This is a genomic window from Paenibacillus solani (assembly GCF_001277345.1).
In the GTDB taxonomy this organism is placed as follows: domain Bacteria; phylum Bacillota; class Bacilli; order Paenibacillales; family Paenibacillaceae; genus Paenibacillus_AQ; species Paenibacillus_AQ solani.
Genome location: NZ_LIUT01000001.1, coordinates 1,570,233 through 1,593,620, shown reverse-complemented (window position 1 = coordinate 1,593,620; position 23,388 = coordinate 1,570,233). Strand labels below are relative to the sequence as shown.

Genomic DNA, 23,388 nt, shown 5'->3' with positions numbered 1-23,388 from the left:
CATGCAGGCACGATGGTCATTTCATATGTTACACTAGAATATAATTATGCCGATCATGACAATCATTGAGGTGAAACATGAATATACAAAAAGATATAGACCGTACAAGACTCGATGAAAAATCACCATCCATGCCATGGTTCGTACAACAATTTATTGACTATAAGCTTCCGGATCTCTCTCCCTCAACACTCCTTGAATATGTAAGAGATTATGAGACATTCTTTAATTGGCTCCGCTCGGAGGGTTTATCGCAAGCTGCCTCAAACCGTGAAGTGTCATTGTTGGAGCTGGAAACACTGCGCATGGAGAGTATCACCAGCTATAGATTGTATCTTACGACGCGGCGCGAAGGGACTAACTCCAGAATTACGGTATCCCGCAAACTGTCTTCGCTGCGCTCCTTATTTCATTATTTAAGCCAAATTGCGGAAGATGAAGACTTTTATCCGCTTCTGAAGCGCAATATTATGGCCAAAGTAGAAATCAAGCGAATTCATAAACCCAAGGATACGGCAGCCAAATTAAAAGGAAAAATACTGGAAGAGGATGAACTCCAGGACTTTATTGCTTACATCCACGAAGGATACGCGCTTGATGTGGAGAAGAATAAACAGGCGCTCTATGCACATGAGCAAAATAAAGTCCGAGATGCCTGCATCGCCAGTCTTATACTAAACTCGGGTCTCCGCGTATCCGAGGTAGTCAATTTGAATCTTGCAGATATCGACCTTAACAACAAAATGCTGCATGTATACCGTAAGGGAAACAATGACGAAACCTTCAAGACCCCCGTCTACTTTCGAGCGCAAGCCAAAGACGATCTGGAATATTACATGCAGATTCGGCAGGCTCGCTATAAGGTACCAAAAAAAGAAAAGGCTCTCTTCGTCGCGCTGCGAAACGGTCAAAGCGAAGGGCAGCGAATGACCAAACGGGCGATTCAGGCAATGATCATCAAGTATGCCAAACGTTTCGGCAAACCTTCCCTGACCGTACATAAGCTGCGCCACTCATTCGCAACCGATTACTACCTGCAGAACGATATATACAAAACCAAGGAACAATTGGGTCACGCTTCGACCGAAACGACGGAAGTCTATGCCCATTTGACGGACAAAACCATGTCCCAAGCCATTGAACGTCGTGCCGATGAATGAGTCTGAAAATGCTATCTATAATGACAGCAGCAGCGAAGTGATTCGTTCCGTGTCATTCCAGGTAAACAAGGGAACCGCTGTCCGCAGCTGTATGGGATGCAGGGCAGACGGTTCCTTTAACATGTCTGGACGTACCACAAGCCCTCTGATTTCCTCGACTTGATCCACTAGCTCGATATCCTCGGGTCCACGCAGCAGTACGAGCTTCGGATATGGCTGCATCTTATAGCCTTCGACGAGCACCAGATCATAGTCACTGTATAACTGGATCAAAGACGCCAGCTCCATCTCCGCTTCCCGCAGAATCGCTGTCCGTCCAGGTGAAGCGATGGCGATCCCCTCCGCGCCCGCTTCACGAAATTTGTACGTATCTGTTCCTTCATGATCCATCTCAAACCCGTGCCTATCATGTTTGATAACCGCAATCCGAAGCCCTTGCTGTTTCAACAAGGGGATCAGTGCGGTAATCAACGTGGTCTTGCCGCTATTCTTATACCCGCAGAACTGAATGATCTTCATGTCCAGGCCCCAGGCAGCACAAGCACCTGCACGTTCTGACCTTTGACAGCTCCTCGAAGCTCCGGCGGGGTCACAATCAAGCAATCGCTGTCTTTAATTGTAATCATTACACTTGATTCATCAAGAGATGCAGGTGTAGCTACAAGTTTACCATTTTGAATGTCGAGGCTCCCTCTGACATAACGAGTGAAGTTATTCACCTTAGAATAATCAGCACCTAGCTCTGCCGTCCATTCTGTTAAATATAGCTGTTCCATCCCGAGCATCTTTCGAATGGCAGGTCTGACGAACAGCAAAAATCCTACAAAACAGGCCCCGGGATTGCCCGATAACGCGAAGAGCAGCTTCCCCTCTTTGACCGCAGCCGTTGTGACACTGCCCGGGCGCATCGTTACTTTATTAAACAGCATGTCCAGTTCGCCGGATGTCACCAATTCTCCCATAATATCGTAATCGCCAACAGAGACGCCGCCTGTTGTGACGACTATATCATAGAGCTGCAGTGCTTCCTCCACCTTCTCCCGGGCAAGCTGTACGTCATCCGGTATTGCCTCCATAATCATTGGTATTCCGCCAGCTTCCCGGATTTGGGATGCCAGCATGTAGGTATTGCTGTTCCGGATCTTGCCGGGTTCAAGCGGCTCGGTAATGTCCAATAATTCGGTTCCCGTTGAGAAGATACCTACCACAGGCTGGCGATATACTTTTACTGTATGTATACCGAACGTTGCCAGAACTGAGATTTCTCCCGGTCCAATTACAGTTCCGCGGCGAAGAATCAAATCGCCTTCCTGCAGCTCGAAGCCGAGCGGCGTAATATTTTTTCCTTTCTCGATCGGTTTCTTCAAGCCGACATAGGACCTGCCATTCTCAGTACGAAGTTCCGTTGCTTCGAGCATAACGACGGCGTCTGCACCTTCAGGTACTTGGGCACCTGTCATGATGCGAGAAGCCTTTCCCTGCTCAATCGGGATGGACGATACATACCCGCAAGGAATATGGTCGACAACTTCCAGCCAGATCGGCTTTCCCGGATCGCATGCTGCGGTGTCTATTGACCGCACAGCATAACCATCCATACCCGAACGTGCAAAAGCCGGGAACGGATGGGGGGCAATGACATCTGAAGCCAGTACCCGACCATCACTATCCTGCAGCGGAATAGACTCCTCATGAACACGTTCTACGTACGATATAGACAACGTTTGTGCATCTGAAACTTGTAATGCTCGTCTGTTAAATGTATCACGGCGGCTCTGAGCCGAAATCGGATCTCTATCTTTCACAGCAAGTCCTCTCCTTATGACAAAATGCTTTTGACATTCTTACTGTACTACATTCTGGTTGAACGTTAAACTGGGCTTTCGCTTCCTTCACTTTCCTTGGGGACTATAATAAACAGCAGGGTAACCGCCCTCCGCGGATCAATTCATTCGGCAAAAAAAGCGTACGGCTCCAAAACCGTACGCTTTGCTCTCTGTTCTTCGTCTACCTTCGTCCTCTGCGGGTTATTTTCCCGGAACCCCTTCGAGTTTTCGGCTTGGTGTATGATTTCTTTGGAGAATCAAACAATCCGCCGCCACTCTCTCCACGCTTGATGGTGCCGCGGTCCCCACTGGGAGCCGGATTGCGTTGAAATAGGCCTCCGCCCTTGCCAACTGAATCCTGGCCACGCCTCGTAATCTTGCCGCTTCGATCCACCGTCAGCGGCGGGGCAACCTTTTTATCACGGCTTGTGGGCTTTTTGTAGGTACCCTGAGCCGGTTTGTATACATCTTTACTCGTATAACCCCTGTAGCTGCCCCCACCCATTGAATCAAATAAGTTTCCAATCAAGACGGCTGTTAAATAGCCCTGCAGAAAACTGGAGTCATAGTTGCGCTGAACATACTCCTTGGAGTCAATTTCAATCAGTGTATCCGCAGGCTTCTGCGGGTCTTGCTGCAAATGATAATAATCATCTCCATATACCAAGAACATCCGCTCGACATTCTCCGGAGACGATTGGTCAGGCGTTTGAGCCGCCATTAATTCGCCTGCAACTTCGGGAACACCTTTACCCTCCGCCCGATAAACATAGGAGGTCGCATTGCCGTCCCGGTTAACGGATTCAAGCGGATACGTATCTTTAATATTCGGAGCGCCGCATCCACTCAATAACGATACGAATAGACTCAGTACCAGTATGATTTTGATTGATAAAAAAGAGCGTTCCTTCATGCCACCACTCCTAAGTCGCCCGGATAACTCGAACGTCCCCCGGTATCACTTTCTCGCCTTCATATAACATAAACCGTCCATTCTGCCATTCGATCCGCAGCAGCTTGTAATCATCTGTTTGATACTGCCATACATGCTGCTCGCCACCTTGGGTAAAGGCCGTGCGGCCGGTTATTGAGACATGCCCGCCATATTCCTCCTCCAAATGAAATACATGATCGTCCAGCTCAAGGATGGATGGTACCTCATCCAGAGAATCCAGCCTGCCGTCGATTGGAGTATATAATGCGTATTGAATGTTTTCTCGCTCTTCGATATGAAGATACGCAATGGTGCTTCCATCCTGAAGCGTCAAGACTACCGCATTGCGACCGCGATTATGTACACGGCCCGTCACTTCATAAGTAACCAAAGACACTTCGCATATATCGCCGGGAGCCAGCTGGAGCATGCTTTTCTCTACTTTAGGTGGCTCGGGTTTGCTAAACAAATTGCTGATTCTTTTCCACATACTCATCTTTCCTGTCCCCTATCTTCATTATGCGTTCTATAGGCAAGCGGTAATAATTAACGCTCCGACTACGTGCAGCGAGCCTGCGAACAGTCCGTAGCCTGTCTTGCCTTCGCGGGTTCCTTTATCCAGATTCAGCTTCCCGAAATTTCGCAGCATCAGCTCCGTCAGTGCCTCAAGAGCGAGCAATATGATGAATGAAACGACAGACACCACAATCGCTTCAAGCAGATGATACGAAGTACTGATCGACACGGATAAAATATAACCTTGAGCGAACAGCTTAAGAATCAGTCTCGTGGTGACTGCCATATTTCCCGCTTTAACTTCCTCGAGATCGTTATATTTGGTAAAGAGGGAATCCACAAACATCAGAACAAACAACAGCAATCCCCCGACAGCTGTCCATAGTAAAACACGTAAGATCATATCAAAATCCATCTTCTTAAGCCTCCACATTCAACATTCAAACTTTACTCATATCCTGTTGTTCCAATAGAAGCCAGACCCGAAATTGTTCCTGGACGTTTCCATGATGTTCCTTATCAAACAAAAGCGAAGGAGATGCACAGCTTGATACAAACCTGCTGCTTTCTCCCTCGCCTATCAAACCGATGTGCCTGTCAGATCTTGAAAAACATTACTTGTTTTCGTATTGCTTCATCAAAGCTGCTAGCTCATCTTCAACCACTTTGTCTTTCCCGAGATTTTCGAACTCTTCATCAAGGGATTTTTCCCCCGTCGACATCTCATTGCTTGCCTCAGCGCGTGCTTCCATAGCCAGCATCTTCTCTTCCATCCGCTTTAATCCGGCGGAAGCGGTATCGGATCCAAAGCCGCTCATCGCTTTGTTGATTTCGGTCTGTGCTTTAGCTGCATTATAGCGAGCAACCAGAGTCTCGCGTTTATTCTTCATCGCTGTGAGCTGCTTGCGCATTTCTTCCAGCTTGCTGCGAAGATTATCAGCTGCCAGTTTATTCTGGTCATAGCTGGCTTTGTATTCATCACGTTTTGCTTCAGCAGCCTTCTTCTCTTCCAATGCACGGCGGGCAAGATCAACATTTTGCGCTTGAGCAGCTGTGTGTGCTTGCTGCATACGTTTCTCCACCAGTGCTTCCTGCTCTTCGTAGAGAGCCTTAAAGCGCTTCTCGATGGCAATTTGGGAAGCTACAGCCTTCTCAGCATCCTCGAGATCCTCGGTCATATCCCGAATGTATTGATCCGTCATTTTAATTGGGTCTTCGGCCTTGTCGATAATGGCGTTAATGTTGGACATGGTTAAATCGCGCAGTCTTTTAAATATGGACATCGTTCTCTTCCTCTCGCTTTCACTATTAATTGCGGTTTATAAAATATATTTACGTTACATGATCCAATACGGTTTCATTTTTTTTAATAACCTCGTTCATACGGCTTAGGTACCTTCTGTTCCCCATCAAGAGCTTTGGAAGCATGTACAGCCCAATACGGATCACGCAGCATGCCCCTGCCAATCGCAACCATATCTGCCTTGCCTGACAAAATCACCTCTTGAGCTTCATGGTAATCGTCCAGCAGTCCGACAGCAATAACAGGTACCTTAAGCAGCTGTTTGAACTCTGCGGCCAGATCCACCTGATATCCGGGCTTTGCTTCAGGCCCGCCGTTTGAGCCAACCTGCCCTTCTCCACCAGAGGAGATATGAAAAATATCTACACCGGCATCCCGATATCGTTTGCAAACCTCCGCACAGTATTGAACGTCATAACCACCGTCCACATATTCTTTGGCAGATACACGCATGATGATTGGCATGCCTTCCGGCAGCACTTCCTTCACGGCTTGAACAACCCGCTCGCCAAACAGGGGCAGGTCTTGGCCATATTCATCGCTGCGTTGGTTTGTTAAAGGCGAATGGAACTGATGAATTAAGTAGCCATGAGCGCCATGAATCTCCACTGTGTCAAATCCGGCTTCTACCGCGCGGCGCGCACCTTCCCTGAAGGCATGAATGAGCTCTTCCACTTCGGGACCTGAAAGCGCCCTCGGCATTTTGTAATGAGAGCTGAACGGAATCGGTGAAGGGGATACCGAGGGCTCTGCATCCTGAGCTTTTCTCCCGGCATGTCCAAGCTGGATGCCAATCTTCGTTCCATATGCATGTACACTTTCCACAATACGGCGATATGCCGGGATTTGATTGTCGTCCCATATCCCCGTATCCTTATTCGTTATGCGCCCGTCAGGGTGAACGCCTGTCATCTCTACAATAATTAAGCCGGTACCTCCTACGGCACGGCTGACATAATGGACAAAATGCCAATCATTCGGAACCCCGTCCTCAGCTTTCACGGAATATTGACACATCGGTGGCATAACAATCCGGTTCTTGAGAGTCAAATTCTTGAAATTGTAAGGTGTAAACAAGTCAGCCAAGCGATTATCTCCTTCCATATCCAAATGATCCAGATGTAATAAAATCCGTTACGGGTTATTATACACCTTTCCAAGGAAAAACTAAAAATCATTGCCCTCCCAGATTGAGGATAATTAATGGTTCAGTGGGGTATACCATACTAAAATGCGAAAGGGGCTGATCGTGATGTTCAATCGATTCCGCACAGGAAGCTGCTTTCTGTGGATCATGTTGTTCTTTCTCATAATGCCGGGCATGCCAGCAAACGCATCCGATCTACATAACTTAGCAGGTCAACCACATGATGCCTCTGCCTCCGTTATCTCGGAAGCAGATCAACTCAGGGATCTGTCCAAACATAACCATGACCGGTCAAGCCGGAAGCCGCCAAGCTTAAGCCAATTACTGAAAAAATACCCCGATACCTTTCGTTCTAGCGGACCCAGGATCAAACAGGTGGCTCTCACCTTTGATGATGTTCCCGACCCGCGGTTTACCGGCAAGGTATTGGATATCCTCAAGCAGCATCAAGTAAAAGCAACCTTTTTTGCCGTTGGAGAACGGGCCAAGAAACACCCCGATCTGATGAAGCGAATCCATAAGGAAGGCCATGCCATTGGTAATCACTCTTATAACCATGCACAACTGAATAAGCTGAGTTTCGAGAAATTTAAAGGTCAAATCGAACGTACCGACACCATTTTGAAATCTTTGACAGGGGTCAATCCTCGCTTAATCCGTCCACCCTATGGGGATATTAATGAAGAACAACTTCAATGGGCGCGAAAAAACGGCTACAAAGTTGTCAACTGGAATGTCGACTCCCTCGATTGGAAAGGGCTCAAAAAGGAAGAGGTCAAACATAACATTTTGTCAGCGGCCGGACCTGGCTCCATTGTGCTCCAGCATGCTGGAGGCGGCGTAGGCTCCGATTTAACGGGGACGATTGAAGCACTGCCAGATATCATTTCCGAGCTGCAGAGGAAAGGGTTCAGCCTGGTAACACTGCCGGATATGCTGGGTGTTTCTGAGTCTCGTTAGTGTGAAATAGAAAAGACGGCCAGCAAGGAGCAAACTCCACGCTAGCCGTCTATATGAATTATGGTTGATACGGATTAATCGATGATATACAATTTGATATCCTGAATACCAAATTGCTTCACAGATGCTTGGGAGCCAGGGATATAAATATCAATTCTATTCCCTTTAATGGCGCTCCCAATATCGCGAGCCTCTGCCACAAATGCTTTCTTCGGCAATCCTCGGTGCTCATGACCGGTTACCAGCACCTTTGTGCCCAGCGGGATGACCTTGGGATCTACGGCAATGGTGCCAAGCTCCAGTGAGTTACCCAAGTAATCGACAGCTCCCCATTTACCGTTCTCGCTGGCAGCGGATGAATAGGCAGTAGCTTTAACCGAAACCGTTTTGCTGTAATTGAATGTCTTGCCCCAAGCTTCTACCACCTTGTTTTGTGGGATCACATTCAGGCTAGGTGTAAAAGCAGTGGTTCCTGAGGTGATAGGTGCGGCTGATGCCGTTGAATTTATCGATACCAAACCGGGAATGGTAATTTTGAGACCCGGATAGATATTTGTCGCTTTAATTGAGGGATTAGCCTTCATCAGCTTGTCCAAGTTAACGCCATACTGTTTGGATAAGCGATAAAAGGTGTCACCATTCTTGGCGGTATGCAGGGAGCTTGCATGAGCTGTCATGCCTCCACCAGCGAAAGTCAGACCAAGTGCCACCGCTGTTATGGTCAACCATTTTGCTGTTTTTCCCGCGCGCTTAAGGGTTTGATGATGTTCACGATTTCTTGTCCAGGATTTCATTTGTTGTAACATCTAAGATGCCTCCTTATATGTACATGGATGATTCGGATGAATGTCGTATGTCAACGAACATGAATATATCACAATTTTGTAACCTTTACTGCAAGCAATTGTTACCAACAGCCAATGCAAAAAGCGTCTAAACCTGATAACACTAAGGTTTAGACGCTTTTTTATCTGCTTCAATGCATGTATAAAAGTTACGATTACAAAACTTTACTCAGAAATTCCCGGGTACGCGGATGAGTCGTGTTGCCAAATAATTGCTCCGGCGTCCCCTCCTCTACGATGTTGCCCCCGTCCATAAACAGAATTCGATCACCAACTTCACGAGCAAATCCCATCTCGTGAGTCACGATAACCATCGTCATCCCGCCTTCAGCGAGTTTCTTCATTACTTCCAGCACCTCGCCTACCATCTCGGGATCAAGCGCGGAAGTCGGTTCATCAAACAGCATAACATGAGGACGCATTGCAAGCGCCCGAGCGATAGCTATTCTTTGCTTCTGTCCGCCGGACAGATGAGACGGATAAGCATCCTTCTTCTCCAACAGTCCAACCGATTTCAACAATTCATCGGCATCAGCTTCTGCTTCCTTAGCCTGCATTCCTTTTACCTGAATAGGAGCCAGAGTTATATTATCAATCACCTTTTTGTGGGGAAACAGGTTAAACTGCTGAAACACCATGCCCATCTTCTCCCGAGTGGCATTGATATTATGGTTTTTGGCAGTGATGAGCTCACCTTCGAAAGATATTTCCCCGCTGGTTGGCACTTCAAGCAAATTAAGACAACGTAGGAAAGTACTTTTCCCGGAGCCGCTCGGTCCAATCACGACCACAACTTCTCCTTTGGCGATTTCAATGTTAATACCCTTCAAGATTTCCAGCTTGCCAAATGATTTATGAAGATCTTTAACGGTTATCACTTGCACTCAACTTCCTTTCCCAGACACCCAGAAGCTTCGAAAGAACGAATGTCAAAATAAAGTAAATCAATGCGGCGACAAGCAGCGGATTCAACGGGGCGAAGGTAGAGCCGCGCAGAATTTGGGCTTGATACATGATATCGTAGACCCCGATGAACGACACGATGGACGATTCTTTAATGATAACAACAAATTCATTACCGATGGCTGGAAGAACGCCTTTAAACGCCTGCGGCAAAATAATATGACGCATCGCCTTGCTCTTCGTCATCCCGAGTGAGCGTGCTGCTTCCAATTGTCCCCGGTCTACACCTTGAATTCCTGCACGGAATATCTCGGCCAAATAAGCCGCACTATTAATGGACAGCGTCAGAATACCCGATTGGATTGGAGAGAATTTGATATCAAAAGCCGCTAAACTGTAATGAATAATGAACAATTGGACCAACATCGGCGTACCGCGGATGATCTCAATATAAGCGGTCGCCAAAAATTTAAGAATTTTCACACCCGACATCCGCAGCAGAGCAATGATCAAACCGAGAAGGAATCCAAAAAGTACACCCAGCGCAGAGATCAGCAGTGTAAACTGGATACCCTTGGCATAATAATCACGATACTTCCAGAAAAATTGAAATGTATTCAAATTTTCGCTTTTCCGCCCTGCTGCCAAGTCACTTGCCTCATCGACAAATTTCTGAATTTGATCATTTTCCTTCAAGCGCGTAAGCGTAGCATTAATATGGTTTAACAGCTCTTCGTTCCCTTTTCGAACTCCAATGGCATAGGCATCGACCTCTGCCTCAGGCTTCGCCTCCGTAATCACCATGGTTGCCTCATCCATATTGGTCTTGGCAATCGGATATTCGGCCAGCACAGCATCTACGCGCTCGGAATCCAGTTGCATCAGCAGATCCGGTATTTTATCAAGCGATATCACACTGGCTCCTGGAATTGTTTTAGCGATCGTCTCCTGGATGGAGCTCTTCTGAACCCCGATCCGCGCTCCCTCCAGGCTTTCGAATGTATTAAATTTGAGCGCATCTTCCTTACGGACAACAACGGACTGTTCCGCAGCATAATAAGAATCGGAAAAATCAATGCTTTTCCGGCGCTCTTCTGTCGGATTCATACCGGATATAACGAAATCCACCCGGCCGCTTGTCAACTCCGGTAATAACGCATCAAAAGAAGTATCCTTGATTACGAGTTCCGCACCCATATCCTTGGCGATTTCTTTCGCAATCTCGATATCAAAACCGACAATGGTATCCACACCATCCATCGTTTTGTGGAATTCATAAGGTGCATAATCAGCACTTGTGCCGAGTATGACCGTCTTCTTCTCACCTTCTGCATGGACGAGACTGCTAAATGCTAACACAATCACCATAAACAAGGTCATCCACGCCGTTATTTTATGTTTCATACGTCTTGTTTCTCCCCTTACTGTTACGATTCAATAATAATTGGAATGATGCAACTGAGTCATTATAAAACAGGATGCATGAATATGCAATGAAAAAGTATGGATTTTCATATCACATAATTGAAGTTTGATTTTATTACAGAAGTCGAGATTTTTTATTACAACGGTCAATAAGATATAAGCTTGAAACAAATAGTGACTATCCAAAACTCACTTTTAATACAATCAAATTTAAAATATAAAGAGATTGGCATTACATCCAATGCAATAATTATGGTAAATATATACTCCTCCCTCTTCAAATGCGATATCTACATATAAATGTAGGTATAGGTCTTAAGAAATATACATAAGCACTCAAATGAAAGTCATTGATGCGTTTTTCATCATATACTCAGTGTAAATGCATAATCTTCTCAGTCACGTCCCATCTTATAATTAGTCGTCATATGAAATGGCTGTTCATTGCGGCCAGCTATTACAGGCCAAGAAGACGATGATTCATGCAAGCCAGCAGCTGGTTATTAATTAGCTATAGCTTTACTCATATAGGAGGTGTAACCATGCTGTTAGAAGCACTGTATCATGTTCCCCGCGATAAATGGGCTTATGCATACGATACTAATACCATTCATTTAAGAATCCGAACCAAGAAGAATGACATTGATTCTGTTGTTGCCATGACAGGCGACAAATATGACTGGGACCGGACGTACTTCGAGATCACCATGGAAAAAGCCGCCTCTGACGACATGTTTGATTATTGGGAGTGCGGTGTCAAACCTAAATACAAAAGATTATCTTACGGGTTCCGTATTCATGCTGGAGACGAGACGGTATATATGGTAGACAGCGGGATCGGTTGGGATTATCCTTATCCGCCAGCAGGATATTTTGAATTTCCGTATATACATGAAGTCGATGTCTTCAAAGTGCCAGAATGGGCAAAAGAAGCCGTATTCTATCAAATTATGACCGAACGGTTTGCGAATGGGAACCCGGACATCAATCCTGTAGGAACCGAGGCTTGGGGTGGCAAGCCCGAAGTGGATAATTTCTTCGGAGGTGACCTGCAGGGTGTGCTGGATCATCTGGACGATCTTGTTGACCTGGGCATAAACGCCATTTATTTCACTCCTCTGTTCCTCTCCCCTTCCAATCATAAATATGACACCGTTGATTACAAACAAGTAGATCCGCATTTTGGAGATAATGAACTGTTAAAAAAGGTGGTGGATACCTGTCACGCCAAGGGCATAAGAGTGATTCTTGATGCGGTATTCAACCACTGCAGCGAGCAATTCCCACCTTTCCAAGATGTGCTGAAACATGGCGAGAAATCCAAATATGCGAACTGGTTTCATGTGAATCAATTTCCTTGCGAGGTCAAGGACGGCATCCCAAGCTATGACACCTTCGGGTTCTTCGGAAATATGCCCAAATTTAATACAGCCAATCCCGAGGTTAAAGCCTATTTGCTTGGTGTAGCCGAGTATTGGATTAAGGAAATCAAGCTGGATGGCTGGCGACTGGATGTAGCCAATGAGATTGATCATCATTTCTGGCGGGATTTCAGGCAGGTCGTGAAGAAAGCCAACCCGGATGCCTATATCGTAGGTGAAGTATGGTCTGACTCCTTAATTTGGCTGCAAGGTGATCAATTTGATTCCGTCATGAATTACCCTTTTGCTGATAAGGTGCTGGAGTTCTTTAACGGGAATATGGATGGGCTGACTTTCGCCAACCACATCGGGTCCATTCTCATGCGGTATCCACAGCAGACGAACGAAGTGGTCTTCAATCTGCTATGCAGCCATGATACACCAAGGCTTCTGACCCGCGTAGGAGGAGATACACGGCGCTTGAAACTCACCGTAGCCTTCCTCTTTACCTTCATGGGAACGCCATGCATCTTTTACGGTGACGAAATCGGCTTAGCCGGAGAGGGAGACCCCGATTGTCGCCAATGTATGGAGTGGGACCCTGATAAACGGAACCAGGACCTGTATTCTTTCTATAAAAGAATGATCGCGCTTCGTAAAAAGCATAAGGCTTTACGCCAGGGGCGCTTCCGCTTCCTGCAGGCGAATTTCCATGATCCATGCATTGTGTATGAGCGCGCGGATGAAACGATGCATTTTATTATGTGGATGAACAACAGCAATTCACCTCGAACCCTCTCACATCCAATTGTGACCACCGACTGGCATGACTGTGAAACAGGTGAGCCTGTAAAGCCGGTTAACGGTACGATGCATATCGATCTGGAGCCTTACGAATTCCGGATGTTGTGCCGCCAATTGAAGCATTAATATGCACCTTCAGCCTTTTTTATTATGGGTCACAGATGCAGATGAAAAATATGAGGCGGCGATATCTACTAATTTAAACGTATGATCAAGTAACAGCTACAGGGGTGCTAACGAAAGCAAGTTATTCTTGCTATCGTTAGCACCCCTGTTACTTGTTATATGTTGTTAAACACAAGCCTTGTACTTTAATGTACTTCGCTTTCTTGGTTCGTAATTTGCCGGTAAATCTCCTGATACGCTTTCGCTGAAACATTCCAGCTGTAATCTCCGCCAAGTGCGTTCTTGCTCACTTTACGCCAATGCTCTGGCATGCGATAAATGGATGTCGCACGTCGGATTGTATTCATCATATCATGAGCATTGAAGTCCTTGAACGAAAACCCGTTTCCTTCTCCGGTAAACTCATTATATGCTTGAACCGTATCATTCAACCCCCCGGTTTCGCGGACAATCGGCACACTGCCATATCGCATGGCAATTAATTGACTGATGCCGCAAGGTTCGAATTTGGAAGGCATCAGAAACAGGTCGCTGCCGGCGTAAATGCGACGCGACAAAGGCTCATTGAACCAGATCTGAGCCGACATTTTACGCGGGTTCCGATTGGCCGCTTCCCGGAACCAATGCTCATATGACGGATCCCCTGTCCCCAGGACGACGAATTGGATCTCATCATAGTAGAGCAGCTCATCCAGAATTCGAATGACCAAATCAAGGCCTTTTGAATCAACCAATCGTGTGACCATCGACATTAACGGGATCTGTGGTGCAACGGGAAGATTCAGTTCTTCTTGAAGGGCTATTTTATTTTGCGTTTTTTTGGTGAGTCCGCTCCGGTATTTCATCGCAATATGCGGGTCAGTCGCCGGATTATAGCTTTTGGTATCGATCCCGTTCACAATCCCGCTCAGTCTTGACCCTTGGGCTGACAGCAGTCCATCAAGTCCGTAACCGTAATAACCGGTCTGTATCTCCGTAGCATAGGTTGGACTCACTGTCGTTATATGATCGGCATAAACGATCCCTGCTTTCATGAAGTTCACGTTACCGTAGTACTCTACGCCGTCCGTCGTGAAGTGCCGGCTGTGGATGCCTAGCAAGTCCACCAGCACCTCATACGGATATACGCCCTGATACAACAGATTATGGATCGTGAAAACCGTGCGAATCCCGGAATAGAACGGGTCATAACGATAGACGTCTTCAAGAAGAAGCGGAATCATGGCGGTATGCCAATCGTGGCAATGAAGCACATCGGGCTTGAATCCGATCACCGGCAGGATTTCTAATACCGCACGATTGAAAAAGGAGAAGCGCTCGCCATCATCCATGTAACCGTAGATACCGTCACGGCCGAAATAGTATTCGTTATCCACAAAATAAATGGTTACTCCGTCCTCTTGCAGCGACTCAATTCCGCAGTACTGCTCACGCCAGCCTACCCTTACCCTTGTTTCTCCAACGTGTTCCATACGTTCCTTGTATTCGTCAGGGATGCCGCGATATTTCGGAAGCACAACTCGAATATCCTCTCCCATGCCATACAGTGATTTGGGCAGCGCTGCAATAACGTCAGCCAATCCGCCTGTTTTGATGTATGGTACGCATTCTGAAGCTGCAAATAGTAATCTCAATCCTGCTTCCCCCTTTTGCTACGTTTGGTTTTTTCGTTTGGACGATGCCTTCGCCTCTGCTTCCTTCAACTCCTGGCTCTGGTGATCTACCGATTTTCTGGAACGGGGCGGTTTTTTCTTTAAAACCACTATGCTAAGTGGAGGCAGCTTAATCTCCAGGCTGTGGGTTTGCCCATGCCAAGCGATCTTTTCAGCTTTCATCTCTGGCGTATTTAGAATTCCCGAGCCGCCGTAATCAACATGATCGGAATTCAATATTTCTACATACTGTCCGGCTCTTGGCAAACCGATCCGATAACGATCATATGCCTGAGGCTTAAAGTTAATCACGATAATCAGCGTATCGCCTGGCTTCTTGCCTATTCTCATAAAAGAAATGACACTCTGCTCATTATCATCGGCGCTGAGCCATTGGAAGCCTTCGAATCGGTGATCTTGTTCCCATAGTGCTTTCTCTTCCACATACATATGGTTTAAAGCTGCCGTGTAGGCCAGCTGTTGGCGGTGACTATCATAGTCAAGGAGCAGCCAATCCAGTTGCTCCTGATCTTTCCACTCAATAAACTGACCGAACTCTCCTCCCATGAAGAACAGGTTTTTACCCGGCTGCGTAATTTGATATCCAAGCAATATACGTAATCCGGCAAACTTCTGTTCGTAATTCCCCGGCATTTTATTAAGCAGTGACTTTTTACCGTGGACAACTTCATCGTGGGACAGCGGCAGTGCAAAATTTTCTGAATAGGCATAACAAATGGGAAAAGTCAGTAAATTATGATGGGTGGGCCGCTCATGGAATTCCTTTTCCACATAGGACAGCGTGTCATTCATCCAGCCCATATTCCACTTATAGTTAAATCCCAGTCCCCCTTCCTGAACAGAGGTGGTGACCCCTGGCCATGCACTGCTCTCCTCAGCCATCATCAGCGCATTCGGGTAATAATGAAATACCGCTTTATTTAATTCCTGCAGAAAGGATATCGCCTCAAGATTTTCCAAACCGCCATATTTATTGGGACTGTATTGATCATGGCGTTTCTCAAAATCAAGCCGGATCATACTCGTCACCGCATCCACACGAAGACCGTCGATATGATACACATCCATCCAAAATAATGCATTGGAGATTAAGAATGAAATCACTTCGGGTTTGGCATAATCGAAAGATAAAGTTCCCCATCCTGGTCTCTCCGCTTTTTGCGGATCAGCGTACTCGTATAGGGGGGTTCCATCAAACTGACGGAGCCCGTGGGCATCCTTGGCAAAATGTGCGGGCACCCAGTCAAGTAGTACGCCGATGCCCGCCTGATGGAGCTGATCAACAAGATACATAAAATCGTGGGGGCTGCCGTATCTGCTCGTAAGCGCATAAAAGCCTGTTCCTTGATATCCCCATGAGAGATCATAAGGATGCTCAGCCAAAGGCATAAACTCTACATGCGTATAACTCATCTCCTGCAAATAAGGAATAAGCAGTTCCGTGAGCTCGCGGTATGTAAAGAAAGAACCATCCTCTTTTTGCCGCCAGGTTCCGACATGCATTTCATATATGTTCATCGGCTTGGTGTAAGGTGACTTGTTCTTTCTCCTCCATGCTGCATCTTGCCATTGATACCCGGACAGATCAGTAACCACCGATGCGGTGGCAGGCCGAACTTCCGCCTGGAATGCATAGGGATCTGCTTTTAGAAAAGTTTCTCCGTAAGGTCCGGTGATCTGATATTTATAAAGAGTTCCAGTTTTTAACCCAGGGAAAAAACGACTCCAAATTCCTGAATCGGGTATCCTATATAACGTATCCCGGGTGCCATCCCAATCGTTCCAATCTCCGGCAAGACCAACTTGCCTTGCATTCGGAGCCCACACGGTAAATCGCACGCCGTCTTCCCCATTTTCCTTCGCGAGGTGTGCACCCAAGCTTTGATAACTGTGAAACCAGGTTCCTTCATGAAATAAATACACTTGTTCCGGCGTCGTATATCCTTCGTTAACTGCGTGGTTCAATTATCGTCACCTGCTTTTTCATAAAAATCCAATATTATTAATGTTATTACCCCATTCTAACCATCATGAAAATAAAAAATGTATTTGTAAAATATTTTTGTAATTTTCATAACACTTTTTCAATATAATCGTTTCAAACCCCGGGAATGTCGTTTATGTAATGAACAACGTGAAAATACATTGGGAGGGAAACGTGATGAAGAAAAAAGACTGTATTGCTATGCTTTTGGCCGGTGGTGAGGGGAAAAGATTGGCCCCGCTGACGTCCAAGCTGGCAAAACCCGCCGTTCCATTTGGCGGCCATTATCGTATAATCGATTTTCCTCTCAGCAACTGTGTGAATTCCGGAATTGATACCGTCGGAGTTCTTACACAGTATGAGGCAGAATCATTACACGAACATATCGGCCAAGGTGAACCCTGGGGGCTTACACATAGAACAGGATCTGAAGGCATTTCGCTGCTTCCATCCTACAATACGGATCAAGACGGATACTTAGGGACGGCCGATGCCATTTATAAAAATATTCAATATATTGACGACCAAAATCCGGAGCATGTGCTCATTCTATCTGGAGACCACATTTATCACATGGACTATCGCCAAATGCTTGAGGCCCATATGGAGCAAGGTGCCGCTGCAACCATCTCGGTGATGGAAGTGCCTTGGGAAGATGCAAGCCGCTTTGGTGTCATGAGCGTGGATGACAATCTGATTATTACAGAGTTTGCAGAGAAACCGCAGCAGCCTCAAAGTAACCTGGCCTCCATGGGCATATATTTGTTCCGTTGGGACTATTTGAAACAACACTTGATCGAGGATGCTGCTGACCCGAACTCCAGCCACGACTTCGGAAAAGATGTAATCCCGAAGATGCTGTCTGGGGATGAGTCTTTGCTTGCGTTCCGGTTCCAGGGCTACTGGCGAGACGTGGGTACCGTAGAAAGCTTATGGGAAGCCCATATGGACGTTCTAAGCCAAAATGAACTTGTTCTGGAGAGAACGGACTGGCCAATGTATACCCGTGCCTGGAAGACGAAACCTGCGGCTGCACGTGCTCGTCATACAGAGCATGCGGACAGCTTGATCCACGACCAATGCGCCTTTGAAGGAAAAGCCAAAAACTCCGTCATCTTCTGCGGTGCAGAGATAGGCAAATATTCCATCGTAAAAGATAGCGTGGTTATGCCAAATGCCAAAGTCGGCAAAGGATCCCATATTGAACATGCAATCATCGGCGAAGGTGCCATTATTAAAGATGGAGCTGTAGTAAAAGGCACTCCAGGTAACGTCGTGGTGGTAGGACCTTACGAGACGGTGCTTCCAAAACCGACTGTTCGTACCCAGCCTGCCCGACTGCTGCAGGATGTGTATGAAAAAGGACGTCTACGCGCCAATGTTTCTTCTTCGTAAGTCCGAGAATTATTCCATAGCCTGGATATACAAAAAGCGATCCGCAAGCGGATCGCTTTTTTCTCATGTATGCCCTGCTGTGTTGTCTCAAAGCGCATCCATCGTTGGTATGTTTATGGAGAAAACGTCTTCTCATATAAATTCACTTTACGACCACTCATATCCTGCTCCGCTACGAACTGAAAACCCTGGCGCTGGTAGTAATCATTCAATGTGGGCAAATGAGATACACAGTCCAATCGGAAGCCTTTGGCGCCTTTGGATAACAGATAGGATTCTGTAAACGACAGCATCTTCTCTCCAAGCCCAAGGCCTCGATAGGAGAAACGAACGGTTAATCTGTGCAAATATCCATACCCGGGGTCGTCGCGCTCTCCCCAGTAAGCTGGATCTCCATATTGAAGTGTGAACATACCTGCGGCCTTCTCTTCATGCCAAAGGATATACACTTCGCGCTCTGTCAGGTATTGATTCATCAAATCCAAAGTAAAGAGGGATGGATGCCACTGTTTGTGGCCCTGTTGCTCCATGACTACAGCCGCCTCTGTAAGAAGATTTAACATCTCCTCCGCCTGTTCTGCCCCTGCTCTTCTCAGTTCAAAATTCCCCTGTGGTAACGAAAACGAAGCTGCCGCATCTCCCACTTCCTTATTCCCCTCTCTTGCCTAAAAATATTCCCCTTTAAGTTTGCATTGTCTCGAAAGAAAAAGCTTTGCCGTTAACCGGCAAAGCTTAGGCTATCGGCCCTACACCATCATCTTCGCCGCTCTCCAAGCCACCAGCCATGGGAATCTTGCCCTCTGGCAGCGGCAGCTTGACGATGACGGCAGTTCCATGCCCCAGCTCGCTGTGCATCTCCATCGTACCTCCATGAAGCTCTACCAGCTGCTGTGTAATCGCAAGACCCAGACCCGTGCCACCGTTTAGCGGATTGACCTGAAAGAACCGGTCTTTTACCCGTCGCAAATGCTCATCCGATATGCCAATGCCGTGATCCTGGACGGTTATAGCGACAAATTTACCTTCCAGCTCAAAGGATAAATTGATCACACCATTCTCATGCGAGAATTTCACCGCATTATCCACAATGTTCAGGAACACCTGCTTCAATCGGTTGACATCGCCATAAATAATCGGTTTTTCATCGGATTCCAATATAATTTTGACGCCTTTTTTCTCAGCCTTGGTCCATAGATTAAGCATGATTTCCTGTAAAAGCTCCCGGACATTCACAATGCCTTTCACAAGCTTCATCTCGTTTTGCTGCAGCTTCGAGAAATCCAGTAGTTCTTCCACGAGTCCGATGAGCCGATCGGTTTCTTTTGAGATGATCTGCATGCCGATCTTGGTTTCTTCCGGATCATATCCGCCAGAATCCAAGGTTTCGCTCCATCCCTTGATGCTTGTGAGCGGCGTTCGCAGCTCATGCGATATGGATGAGATGAAATCGTCCTTTACTTGGTTGCTTCGCACAATTTCCTGAGCCATATAGTTCAGAGTGGATGATAGCTCACCCAGCTCATATTTATAGTCACCCTTGATTCGGACATTAAATTTACCCTTGGCCATCTGGGCCGATACGGTTGTAATATTGTTCAGCGGCTTCACGATCGAGTTCGCCAGCCCAATGCTGAACGCCAGTACAATGGCCAATACTGCCGCACCGATACTGACGGCAAACAGCGTCATTTTCATGAGTTTTTCGTTAATAAACTCCAAGGAGGTCACATAACGAAGAATGTAGGTATTTTCAAAGCCGTTAGAAATCGTCTGTGAGACTGCCATTACAATCTGCCCTGTGCCCTGCTGCTTGCCAATCCATCGGCTTGAATTTCCTGCGAGTGCTTGAGTCACATCACTGGTCTTGATCGTCTGCTCGATTTCAAAGCCAGTTGATGTAGATAGTACTTGACCAGCCGGATTCAATATTTGAAGTTCGGTGTTGTACAGCTCAAAATGGCGAATCATCTCGCTCAACTGGTTGGCATTATCCGAAGCGGACAATCGAAAAGGCTCGTAGAAAGGATTGGCTGTACGGAAATGATTCGTTATATGATTGTACACTGTATCGTAATAATACGTTCGTAATGCGATTAAAAATATAACCTCGATTAGCAGCAAAGCGATGAACACTACCAAAAAATAGTGCAGTACGATTTGCCGCCGAATGCCTTTTTTGATGATCATTGTCCCTGACCCTTCCACTTATAGCCGTGTCCCCATACCGTCTGGAGGTATTCCGGCTCGGAAGGATTGCCTTCGATTTTTTGGCGCAGTCTCCGAATATTCACATCCACGATTTTGGGATCGCCCATATACTCTTTGCCCCATACATGATCAAGCAGCACATCACGGCTAAGCGGCGTATTCTCCTTCTCCAGGAAAAACTGAACCAGAGAAAATTCAGTCGGTGTCAGCTCAACAGGCTGCCCATTCTTCTTGAATTGTTTGGAGATGAGGTCCAGCGTAAACGGCCCCGATTGAAATGAAACCTTGGCAGCTCCCGCACGCTGGACATTCACTCTGCGCAAAAGGGACTGCAGTCTGGCAATTAACTCCGTAGGACTAAAAGGCTTGCTTACATGATCATCCGCACCCACGGAAAGAGCGTATACTTTATCCTGTTCCTGAACTTTGGCTGTTAGAAAAATAATGCCAATCCGCTCGTTTGTCTCTCGAATTCTGCGGCACACTTCAAAGCCATCAATGCCAGGAACCATGACATCCAGCAAGGCAATATCGATATCCGGCGTCGTTTGCAGCAATCGAAGCGCCTCGTTTCCGTTTTCGGTCTCCAGAACTTCAAAACCATTGCGTTTCAAATTGATTACGATAAAACTGCGAATGGATTCTTCATCTTCTAATATAAGCACTTTACTCAAGATCTAGTTCCCCTTTCTTTCGATAGGAGCCACATTATTGTTGATTGGCTTTTTATCTTTTTTACTTAATTTCAGATCACCATGACTGCGGTAAGCGATGACGCGGCTTTTCTCCTTCACCAATACTTCCCAATCGGACTCAGCTTTTACCCACTGGGCTGATGAGAAGAACTTAATCTCCGCGATGGATTCTCCCGTATCAGTCATAACAAAATTCAGATAGGAATTCTTATTGGATTCCGGAGTAATGGTAATCTTATTATACATCTCCGGCGGGAAATCCAAATAGAAGCGATTCTTCAGATCGTAGTATCGCTGAAGTACAAACTGAAGCCCTTCTCTTTCGTTGTTCTCGCGTATTTCTCCATCCCACTGATAGTAGGTGGTGAAGAATGGGATCTCATCAATAATAAGTCGATCTTCCCACCCGCTTGGTCTCGTAAGAACACCAATTTCTAATATCCCGTCATCATTGACGTCTTCACTCTCAACAGGCAGTTCCTTATAAGTAAGCAATTCATCCTGCAGCACGTCAACAAATTTGTTGTCCTCCATGATGATCAGCTTGGAGTAAGAGGAATTTGAGACAACCGAGGCGTCCAAGATGATACCTTCTTTGTCTTTAGCCACTTTACCTGCGACAACATTGTAATAACTATCAATATTCGGTCCCAAGTCCAGCTTGCTTACCTCTACGAAGGCATTCTCAAATTTATCGTACTGATAGGTGCTGATATACGACAGCTCTTTCTGCTGAAGATAGACAACCGTAATATCCTTGATCTTGTCTCCATTCATATCCCCGATATTAAAGTGGGTATAAGGCAGCGCCGGAACTTTTTCCAGCGTATCTCCTGAGAATGAATATACGGCCAGCAAGTTCTGAAGATTCTCTTCTCCGCGCGAAAAACCTGCTACAATATCAACGCTGCCATCATTCGTAAAGTCAACAAAATCAAACGACTCCAGTAATGTGCCTTCTCCATCGAAGTCGAGCTTCTTCACCCAGGTATCGCCTTGCTGCTGCATGATCATGCCATGGATCTTCACGTCTTCATCTGGCGTCTGATAGAATACAACCGCCTCCATAACTCCGTCATTATCCAGGTCATGAATTCGGATGGAGCTGCTATCCACGTCACTTCTTGGACGGATAATGGACCCATTCTCCTTCTGGAGCGCAGACTGAATTGCGCCATTGAGCGTCGCCTTATCCGTCGGCAGATCTGGTTTCTTCATTAAAGACACCGGATCTATAAAGGAACATCCGCTTATAATAAATAGTAACAAGCCCGATAACAGGGCTTGTAATATTCTATATTTCAATAAGAATCCACTCATTTCTATTCACTCACCTGCAGCGGGTGATCCATATTTACAGTCTTGACTTCTCACCATGAGTTAAACGTCTACCGGTCACATCTACTGCCAGCTGTCCACCGGAAAGTCCCATAATGCGGGTACAATATTTCTCGGCAAGCTCTAATGGAATGACGGTAAATACCGTTAAACGCTCTTCTTCACACAAGGTTTTTAGCGTCTTCAGCACATTTTCAGCCGAGGCGGGGTCAAGTCCTGTCACCGGCTCATCAGCCAATATCACCTTCGCTCCATGAACGAGCGCACGGGCAATCGCGATCCGCTGCTTCTCACCGCCGCTTAACTCGCTCGCTTTGCGTTTGGCCTTGTCCAACAAGCCAAGATGTTCAATCGTATCCATAGCCCCCATATAATCATCCGATCGGACCATCCCGGTTACCATCCGCCACCAGGGCGTTTGACTGGATTGCCCAACCAGTACATTCTTTAAAGCCGTACGATTTACATTCAAAGCCGGGTTCTGTTCAAGATAAGCCCACTCGCGGCGTATTCTCCGTTTACCCGCAGGATTCATCATATCTTCGCCGTCAATCGTTAACTTGCCGCCGTCCCACTTTTGCTGCATCGACAGGCAGCTCATTAACAAGCTTTTTCCGCTTCCGCTTGCACCGATCAGACCGATCATTTCCCCATGCTCCATCTGAAACGTGATATCCTTTAATACCGGAATTCGGTCTGGACCCATCGTTTTTTTTAGCCGATCCACTTTAATCATGTTATCGTCTCTCCCGTCAAGTGCATATTCCTACTCTCTAGTTTAGAAG

Annotated in this window: 21 protein-coding genes; 4 read left to right on the top strand and 17 right to left on the bottom strand. The window is 46.5% G+C overall.

Going from position 1 to position 23,388, the window contains the following annotated elements; genetic code table 11:
- The first annotated feature begins 77 nt into the window (after nt 1-77).
- Nucleotides 78-1,160: a tyrosine recombinase XerS gene (gene xerS / locus AM231_RS07255; protein ID WP_054401989.1), complete on the top strand. Its 1,083-nt coding sequence runs from the start codon at nt 78-80 to the stop codon at nt 1,158-1,160.
- A 15-nt stretch (nt 1,161-1,175) separates the two neighbouring features.
- Here the strand turns inward: xerS and mobB are convergent, their stop codons facing one another.
- The 7 genes from mobB to AM231_RS07220 all read right to left on the bottom strand — a co-directional run bounded on the left by mobB (nt 1,176) and on the right by AM231_RS07220 (nt 6,825).
- On the bottom strand, nt 1,176-1,679 hold the full coding sequence (gene mobB, locus AM231_RS07250; protein ID WP_054401988.1) for a molybdopterin-guanine dinucleotide biosynthesis protein B: 504 nt from the start codon (nt 1,677-1,679) through the stop codon (nt 1,176-1,178).
- Nucleotides 1,676-2,965: a molybdopterin molybdotransferase MoeA gene (locus tag AM231_RS07245; RefSeq protein WP_054401987.1), complete on the bottom strand. Its 1,290-nt coding sequence runs from the start codon at nt 2,963-2,965 to the stop codon at nt 1,676-1,678. Before AM231_RS07245 ends, mobB begins: the two co-directional genes overlap by 4 nt.
- Nucleotides 2,966-3,167: 202 nt before the next feature.
- Nucleotides 3,168-3,899, bottom strand: coding sequence for a DUF4247 domain-containing protein (locus tag AM231_RS07240; protein WP_054401985.1), 732 nt, complete (start codon nt 3,897-3,899; stop codon nt 3,168-3,170).
- Nucleotides 3,900-3,909: 10 nt separating this feature from the next.
- A complete protein-coding gene (locus AM231_RS07235) occupies nt 3,910-4,416 on the bottom strand; it encodes a DUF4178 domain-containing protein (protein WP_054401983.1) in 507 nt (168 codons plus the stop codon).
- 30 nt (nt 4,417-4,446) lie between these two features.
- Entirely contained in the window at nt 4,447-4,851 is a 405-nt protein-coding gene (locus AM231_RS07230; RefSeq protein WP_054401981.1) for a DUF350 domain-containing protein, read from the bottom strand.
- 199 nt (nt 4,852-5,050) lie between these two features.
- Nucleotides 5,051-5,719, bottom strand: a complete 669-nt coding sequence (locus tag AM231_RS07225; protein ID WP_054401976.1) for a PspA/IM30 family protein — start codon at nt 5,717-5,719, stop codon at nt 5,051-5,053.
- A gap of 83 nt (nt 5,720-5,802) precedes the next feature.
- Entirely contained in the window at nt 5,803-6,825 is a 1,023-nt protein-coding gene (locus tag AM231_RS07220; protein WP_054401974.1) for an NADH:flavin oxidoreductase/NADH oxidase, read from the bottom strand.
- Between the two features lie 166 nt (nt 6,826-6,991).
- Between AM231_RS07220 and AM231_RS07215 the strand changes: the two genes are divergently transcribed.
- Entirely contained in the window at nt 6,992-7,846 is an 855-nt protein-coding gene (locus AM231_RS07215) for a polysaccharide deacetylase family protein (RefSeq protein ID WP_054401972.1), read from the top strand.
- Nucleotides 7,847-7,920: 74 nt separating this feature from the next.
- Here AM231_RS07215 and AM231_RS07210 read toward each other — a convergent pair whose 3' ends face one another.
- The 3 genes from AM231_RS07210 to AM231_RS07200 form a co-directional block, all read right to left on the bottom strand.
- Nucleotides 7,921-8,652, bottom strand: coding sequence for a 3D domain-containing protein (locus AM231_RS07210; protein WP_054401970.1), 732 nt, complete (start codon nt 8,650-8,652; stop codon nt 7,921-7,923).
- Nucleotides 8,653-8,846: 194 nt separating this feature from the next.
- Entirely contained in the window at nt 8,847-9,569 is a 723-nt protein-coding gene (locus AM231_RS07205; RefSeq protein ID WP_054401969.1) for an amino acid ABC transporter ATP-binding protein, read from the bottom strand.
- Nucleotides 9,556-10,998 carry an ABC transporter substrate-binding protein/permease gene (locus AM231_RS07200; protein ID WP_054401968.1) on the bottom strand — a complete coding sequence of 481 codons (1,443 nt, stop codon included), beginning with the start codon at nt 10,996-10,998 and terminating at the stop codon, nt 9,556-9,558. Before AM231_RS07200 ends, AM231_RS07205 begins: the two co-directional genes overlap by 14 nt.
- Nucleotides 10,999-11,561: 563 nt before the next feature.
- Here AM231_RS07200 and AM231_RS07195 point away from each other — a divergent pair.
- On the top strand, nt 11,562-13,310 hold the full coding sequence (locus AM231_RS07195; RefSeq protein ID WP_054401967.1) for an alpha-glycosidase: 1,749 nt from the start codon (nt 11,562-11,564) through the stop codon (nt 13,308-13,310).
- A gap of 185 nt (nt 13,311-13,495) precedes the next feature.
- Here AM231_RS07195 and glgA read toward each other — a convergent pair whose 3' ends face one another.
- Nucleotides 13,496-14,944: a glycogen synthase GlgA gene (glgA, locus tag AM231_RS07190; protein WP_053493780.1), complete on the bottom strand. Its 1,449-nt coding sequence runs from the start codon at nt 14,942-14,944 to the stop codon at nt 13,496-13,498.
- An 18-nt stretch (nt 14,945-14,962) separates the two neighbouring features.
- The gene (gene glgB / locus AM231_RS07185) at nt 14,963-16,948 is read right to left on the bottom strand and encodes a 1,4-alpha-glucan branching protein GlgB (RefSeq protein WP_082341555.1); all 1,986 of its coding nucleotides are present in this window, start codon (nt 16,946-16,948) and stop codon (nt 14,963-14,965) included.
- A gap of 196 nt (nt 16,949-17,144) precedes the next feature.
- On the opposite strand from glgB, the gene AM231_RS07180 reads away from it, so the two are divergent.
- The gene (locus AM231_RS07180) at nt 17,145-18,362 is read left to right on the top strand and encodes a glucose-1-phosphate adenylyltransferase (RefSeq protein WP_054401965.1); all 1,218 of its coding nucleotides are present in this window, start codon (nt 17,145-17,147) and stop codon (nt 18,360-18,362) included.
- A 113-nt stretch (nt 18,363-18,475) separates the two neighbouring features.
- Here AM231_RS07180 and AM231_RS07175 read toward each other — a convergent pair whose 3' ends face one another.
- From AM231_RS07175 to AM231_RS07155, 5 genes are all read right to left on the bottom strand, one after another.
- On the bottom strand, nt 18,476-19,006 hold the full coding sequence (locus AM231_RS07175; RefSeq protein WP_054401964.1) for a GNAT family N-acetyltransferase: 531 nt from the start codon (nt 19,004-19,006) through the stop codon (nt 18,476-18,478).
- An 88-nt stretch (nt 19,007-19,094) separates the two neighbouring features.
- Nucleotides 19,095-20,549, bottom strand: a complete 1,455-nt coding sequence (locus AM231_RS07170; protein ID WP_054401962.1) for a sensor histidine kinase — start codon at nt 20,547-20,549, stop codon at nt 19,095-19,097.
- Nucleotides 20,546-21,244: a response regulator transcription factor gene (locus AM231_RS07165; protein WP_009589197.1), complete on the bottom strand. Its 699-nt coding sequence runs from the start codon at nt 21,242-21,244 to the stop codon at nt 20,546-20,548. The genes AM231_RS07170 and AM231_RS07165 overlap by 4 nt, the downstream gene beginning before the upstream one ends.
- 3 nt (nt 21,245-21,247) lie before the next feature.
- Nucleotides 21,248-22,483 carry a hypothetical protein gene (locus AM231_RS07160; protein ID WP_242615080.1) on the bottom strand — a complete coding sequence of 412 codons (1,236 nt, stop codon included), beginning with the start codon at nt 22,481-22,483 and terminating at the stop codon, nt 21,248-21,250.
- 136 nt (nt 22,484-22,619) lie between these two features.
- The gene (locus tag AM231_RS07155) at nt 22,620-23,339 is read right to left on the bottom strand and encodes a phosphonate ABC transporter ATP-binding protein (protein WP_054401959.1); all 720 of its coding nucleotides are present in this window, start codon (nt 23,337-23,339) and stop codon (nt 22,620-22,622) included.
- Nucleotides 23,340-23,388: the final 49 nt, after the last annotated feature.

What these genes read in the sequence shown, in the direction of transcription:
- AM231_RS07155 (WP_054401959.1), bottom strand. Translation starts at nt 23,339, where the DNA reads ATGATTAAAGTGGATCGGCTAAAAAAAACGATGGGTCCAGACCGAATT.
- AM231_RS07230 (WP_054401981.1), bottom strand. Translation starts at nt 4,851, where the DNA reads ATGGATTTTGATATGATCTTACGTGTTTTACTATGGACAGCTGTCGGG.
- AM231_RS07210 (WP_054401970.1), bottom strand. Translation starts at nt 8,652, where the DNA reads ATGTTACAACAAATGAAATCCTGGACAAGAAATCGTGAACATCATCAA.
- AM231_RS07170 (WP_054401962.1), bottom strand. Translation starts at nt 20,549, where the DNA reads ATGATCATCAAAAAAGGCATTCGGCGGCAAATCGTACTGCACTATTTT.
- AM231_RS07225 (WP_054401976.1), bottom strand. Translation starts at nt 5,719, where the DNA reads ATGTCCATATTTAAAAGACTGCGCGATTTAACCATGTCCAACATTAAC.
- AM231_RS07215 (WP_054401972.1), top strand. Translation starts at nt 6,992, where the DNA reads ATGTTCAATCGATTCCGCACAGGAAGCTGCTTTCTGTGGATCATGTTG.
- AM231_RS07160 (WP_242615080.1), bottom strand. Translation starts at nt 22,483, where the DNA reads ATGAAGAAACCAGATCTGCCGACGGATAAGGCGACGCTCAATGGCGCA.
- AM231_RS07235 (WP_054401983.1), bottom strand. Translation starts at nt 4,416, where the DNA reads ATGAGTATGTGGAAAAGAATCAGCAATTTGTTTAGCAAACCCGAGCCA.
- AM231_RS07195 (WP_054401967.1), top strand. Translation starts at nt 11,562, where the DNA reads ATGCTGTTAGAAGCACTGTATCATGTTCCCCGCGATAAATGGGCTTAT.
- AM231_RS07240 (WP_054401985.1), bottom strand. Translation starts at nt 3,899, where the DNA reads ATGAAGGAACGCTCTTTTTTATCAATCAAAATCATACTGGTACTGAGT.
- xerS (WP_054401989.1), top strand. Translation starts at nt 78, where the DNA reads ATGAATATACAAAAAGATATAGACCGTACAAGACTCGATGAAAAATCA.
- AM231_RS07200 (WP_054401968.1), bottom strand. Translation starts at nt 10,998, where the DNA reads ATGAAACATAAAATAACGGCGTGGATGACCTTGTTTATGGTGATTGTG.
- mobB (WP_054401988.1), bottom strand. Translation starts at nt 1,679, where the DNA reads ATGAAGATCATTCAGTTCTGCGGGTATAAGAATAGCGGCAAGACCACG.
- AM231_RS07180 (WP_054401965.1), top strand. Translation starts at nt 17,145, where the DNA reads ATGAAGAAAAAAGACTGTATTGCTATGCTTTTGGCCGGTGGTGAGGGG.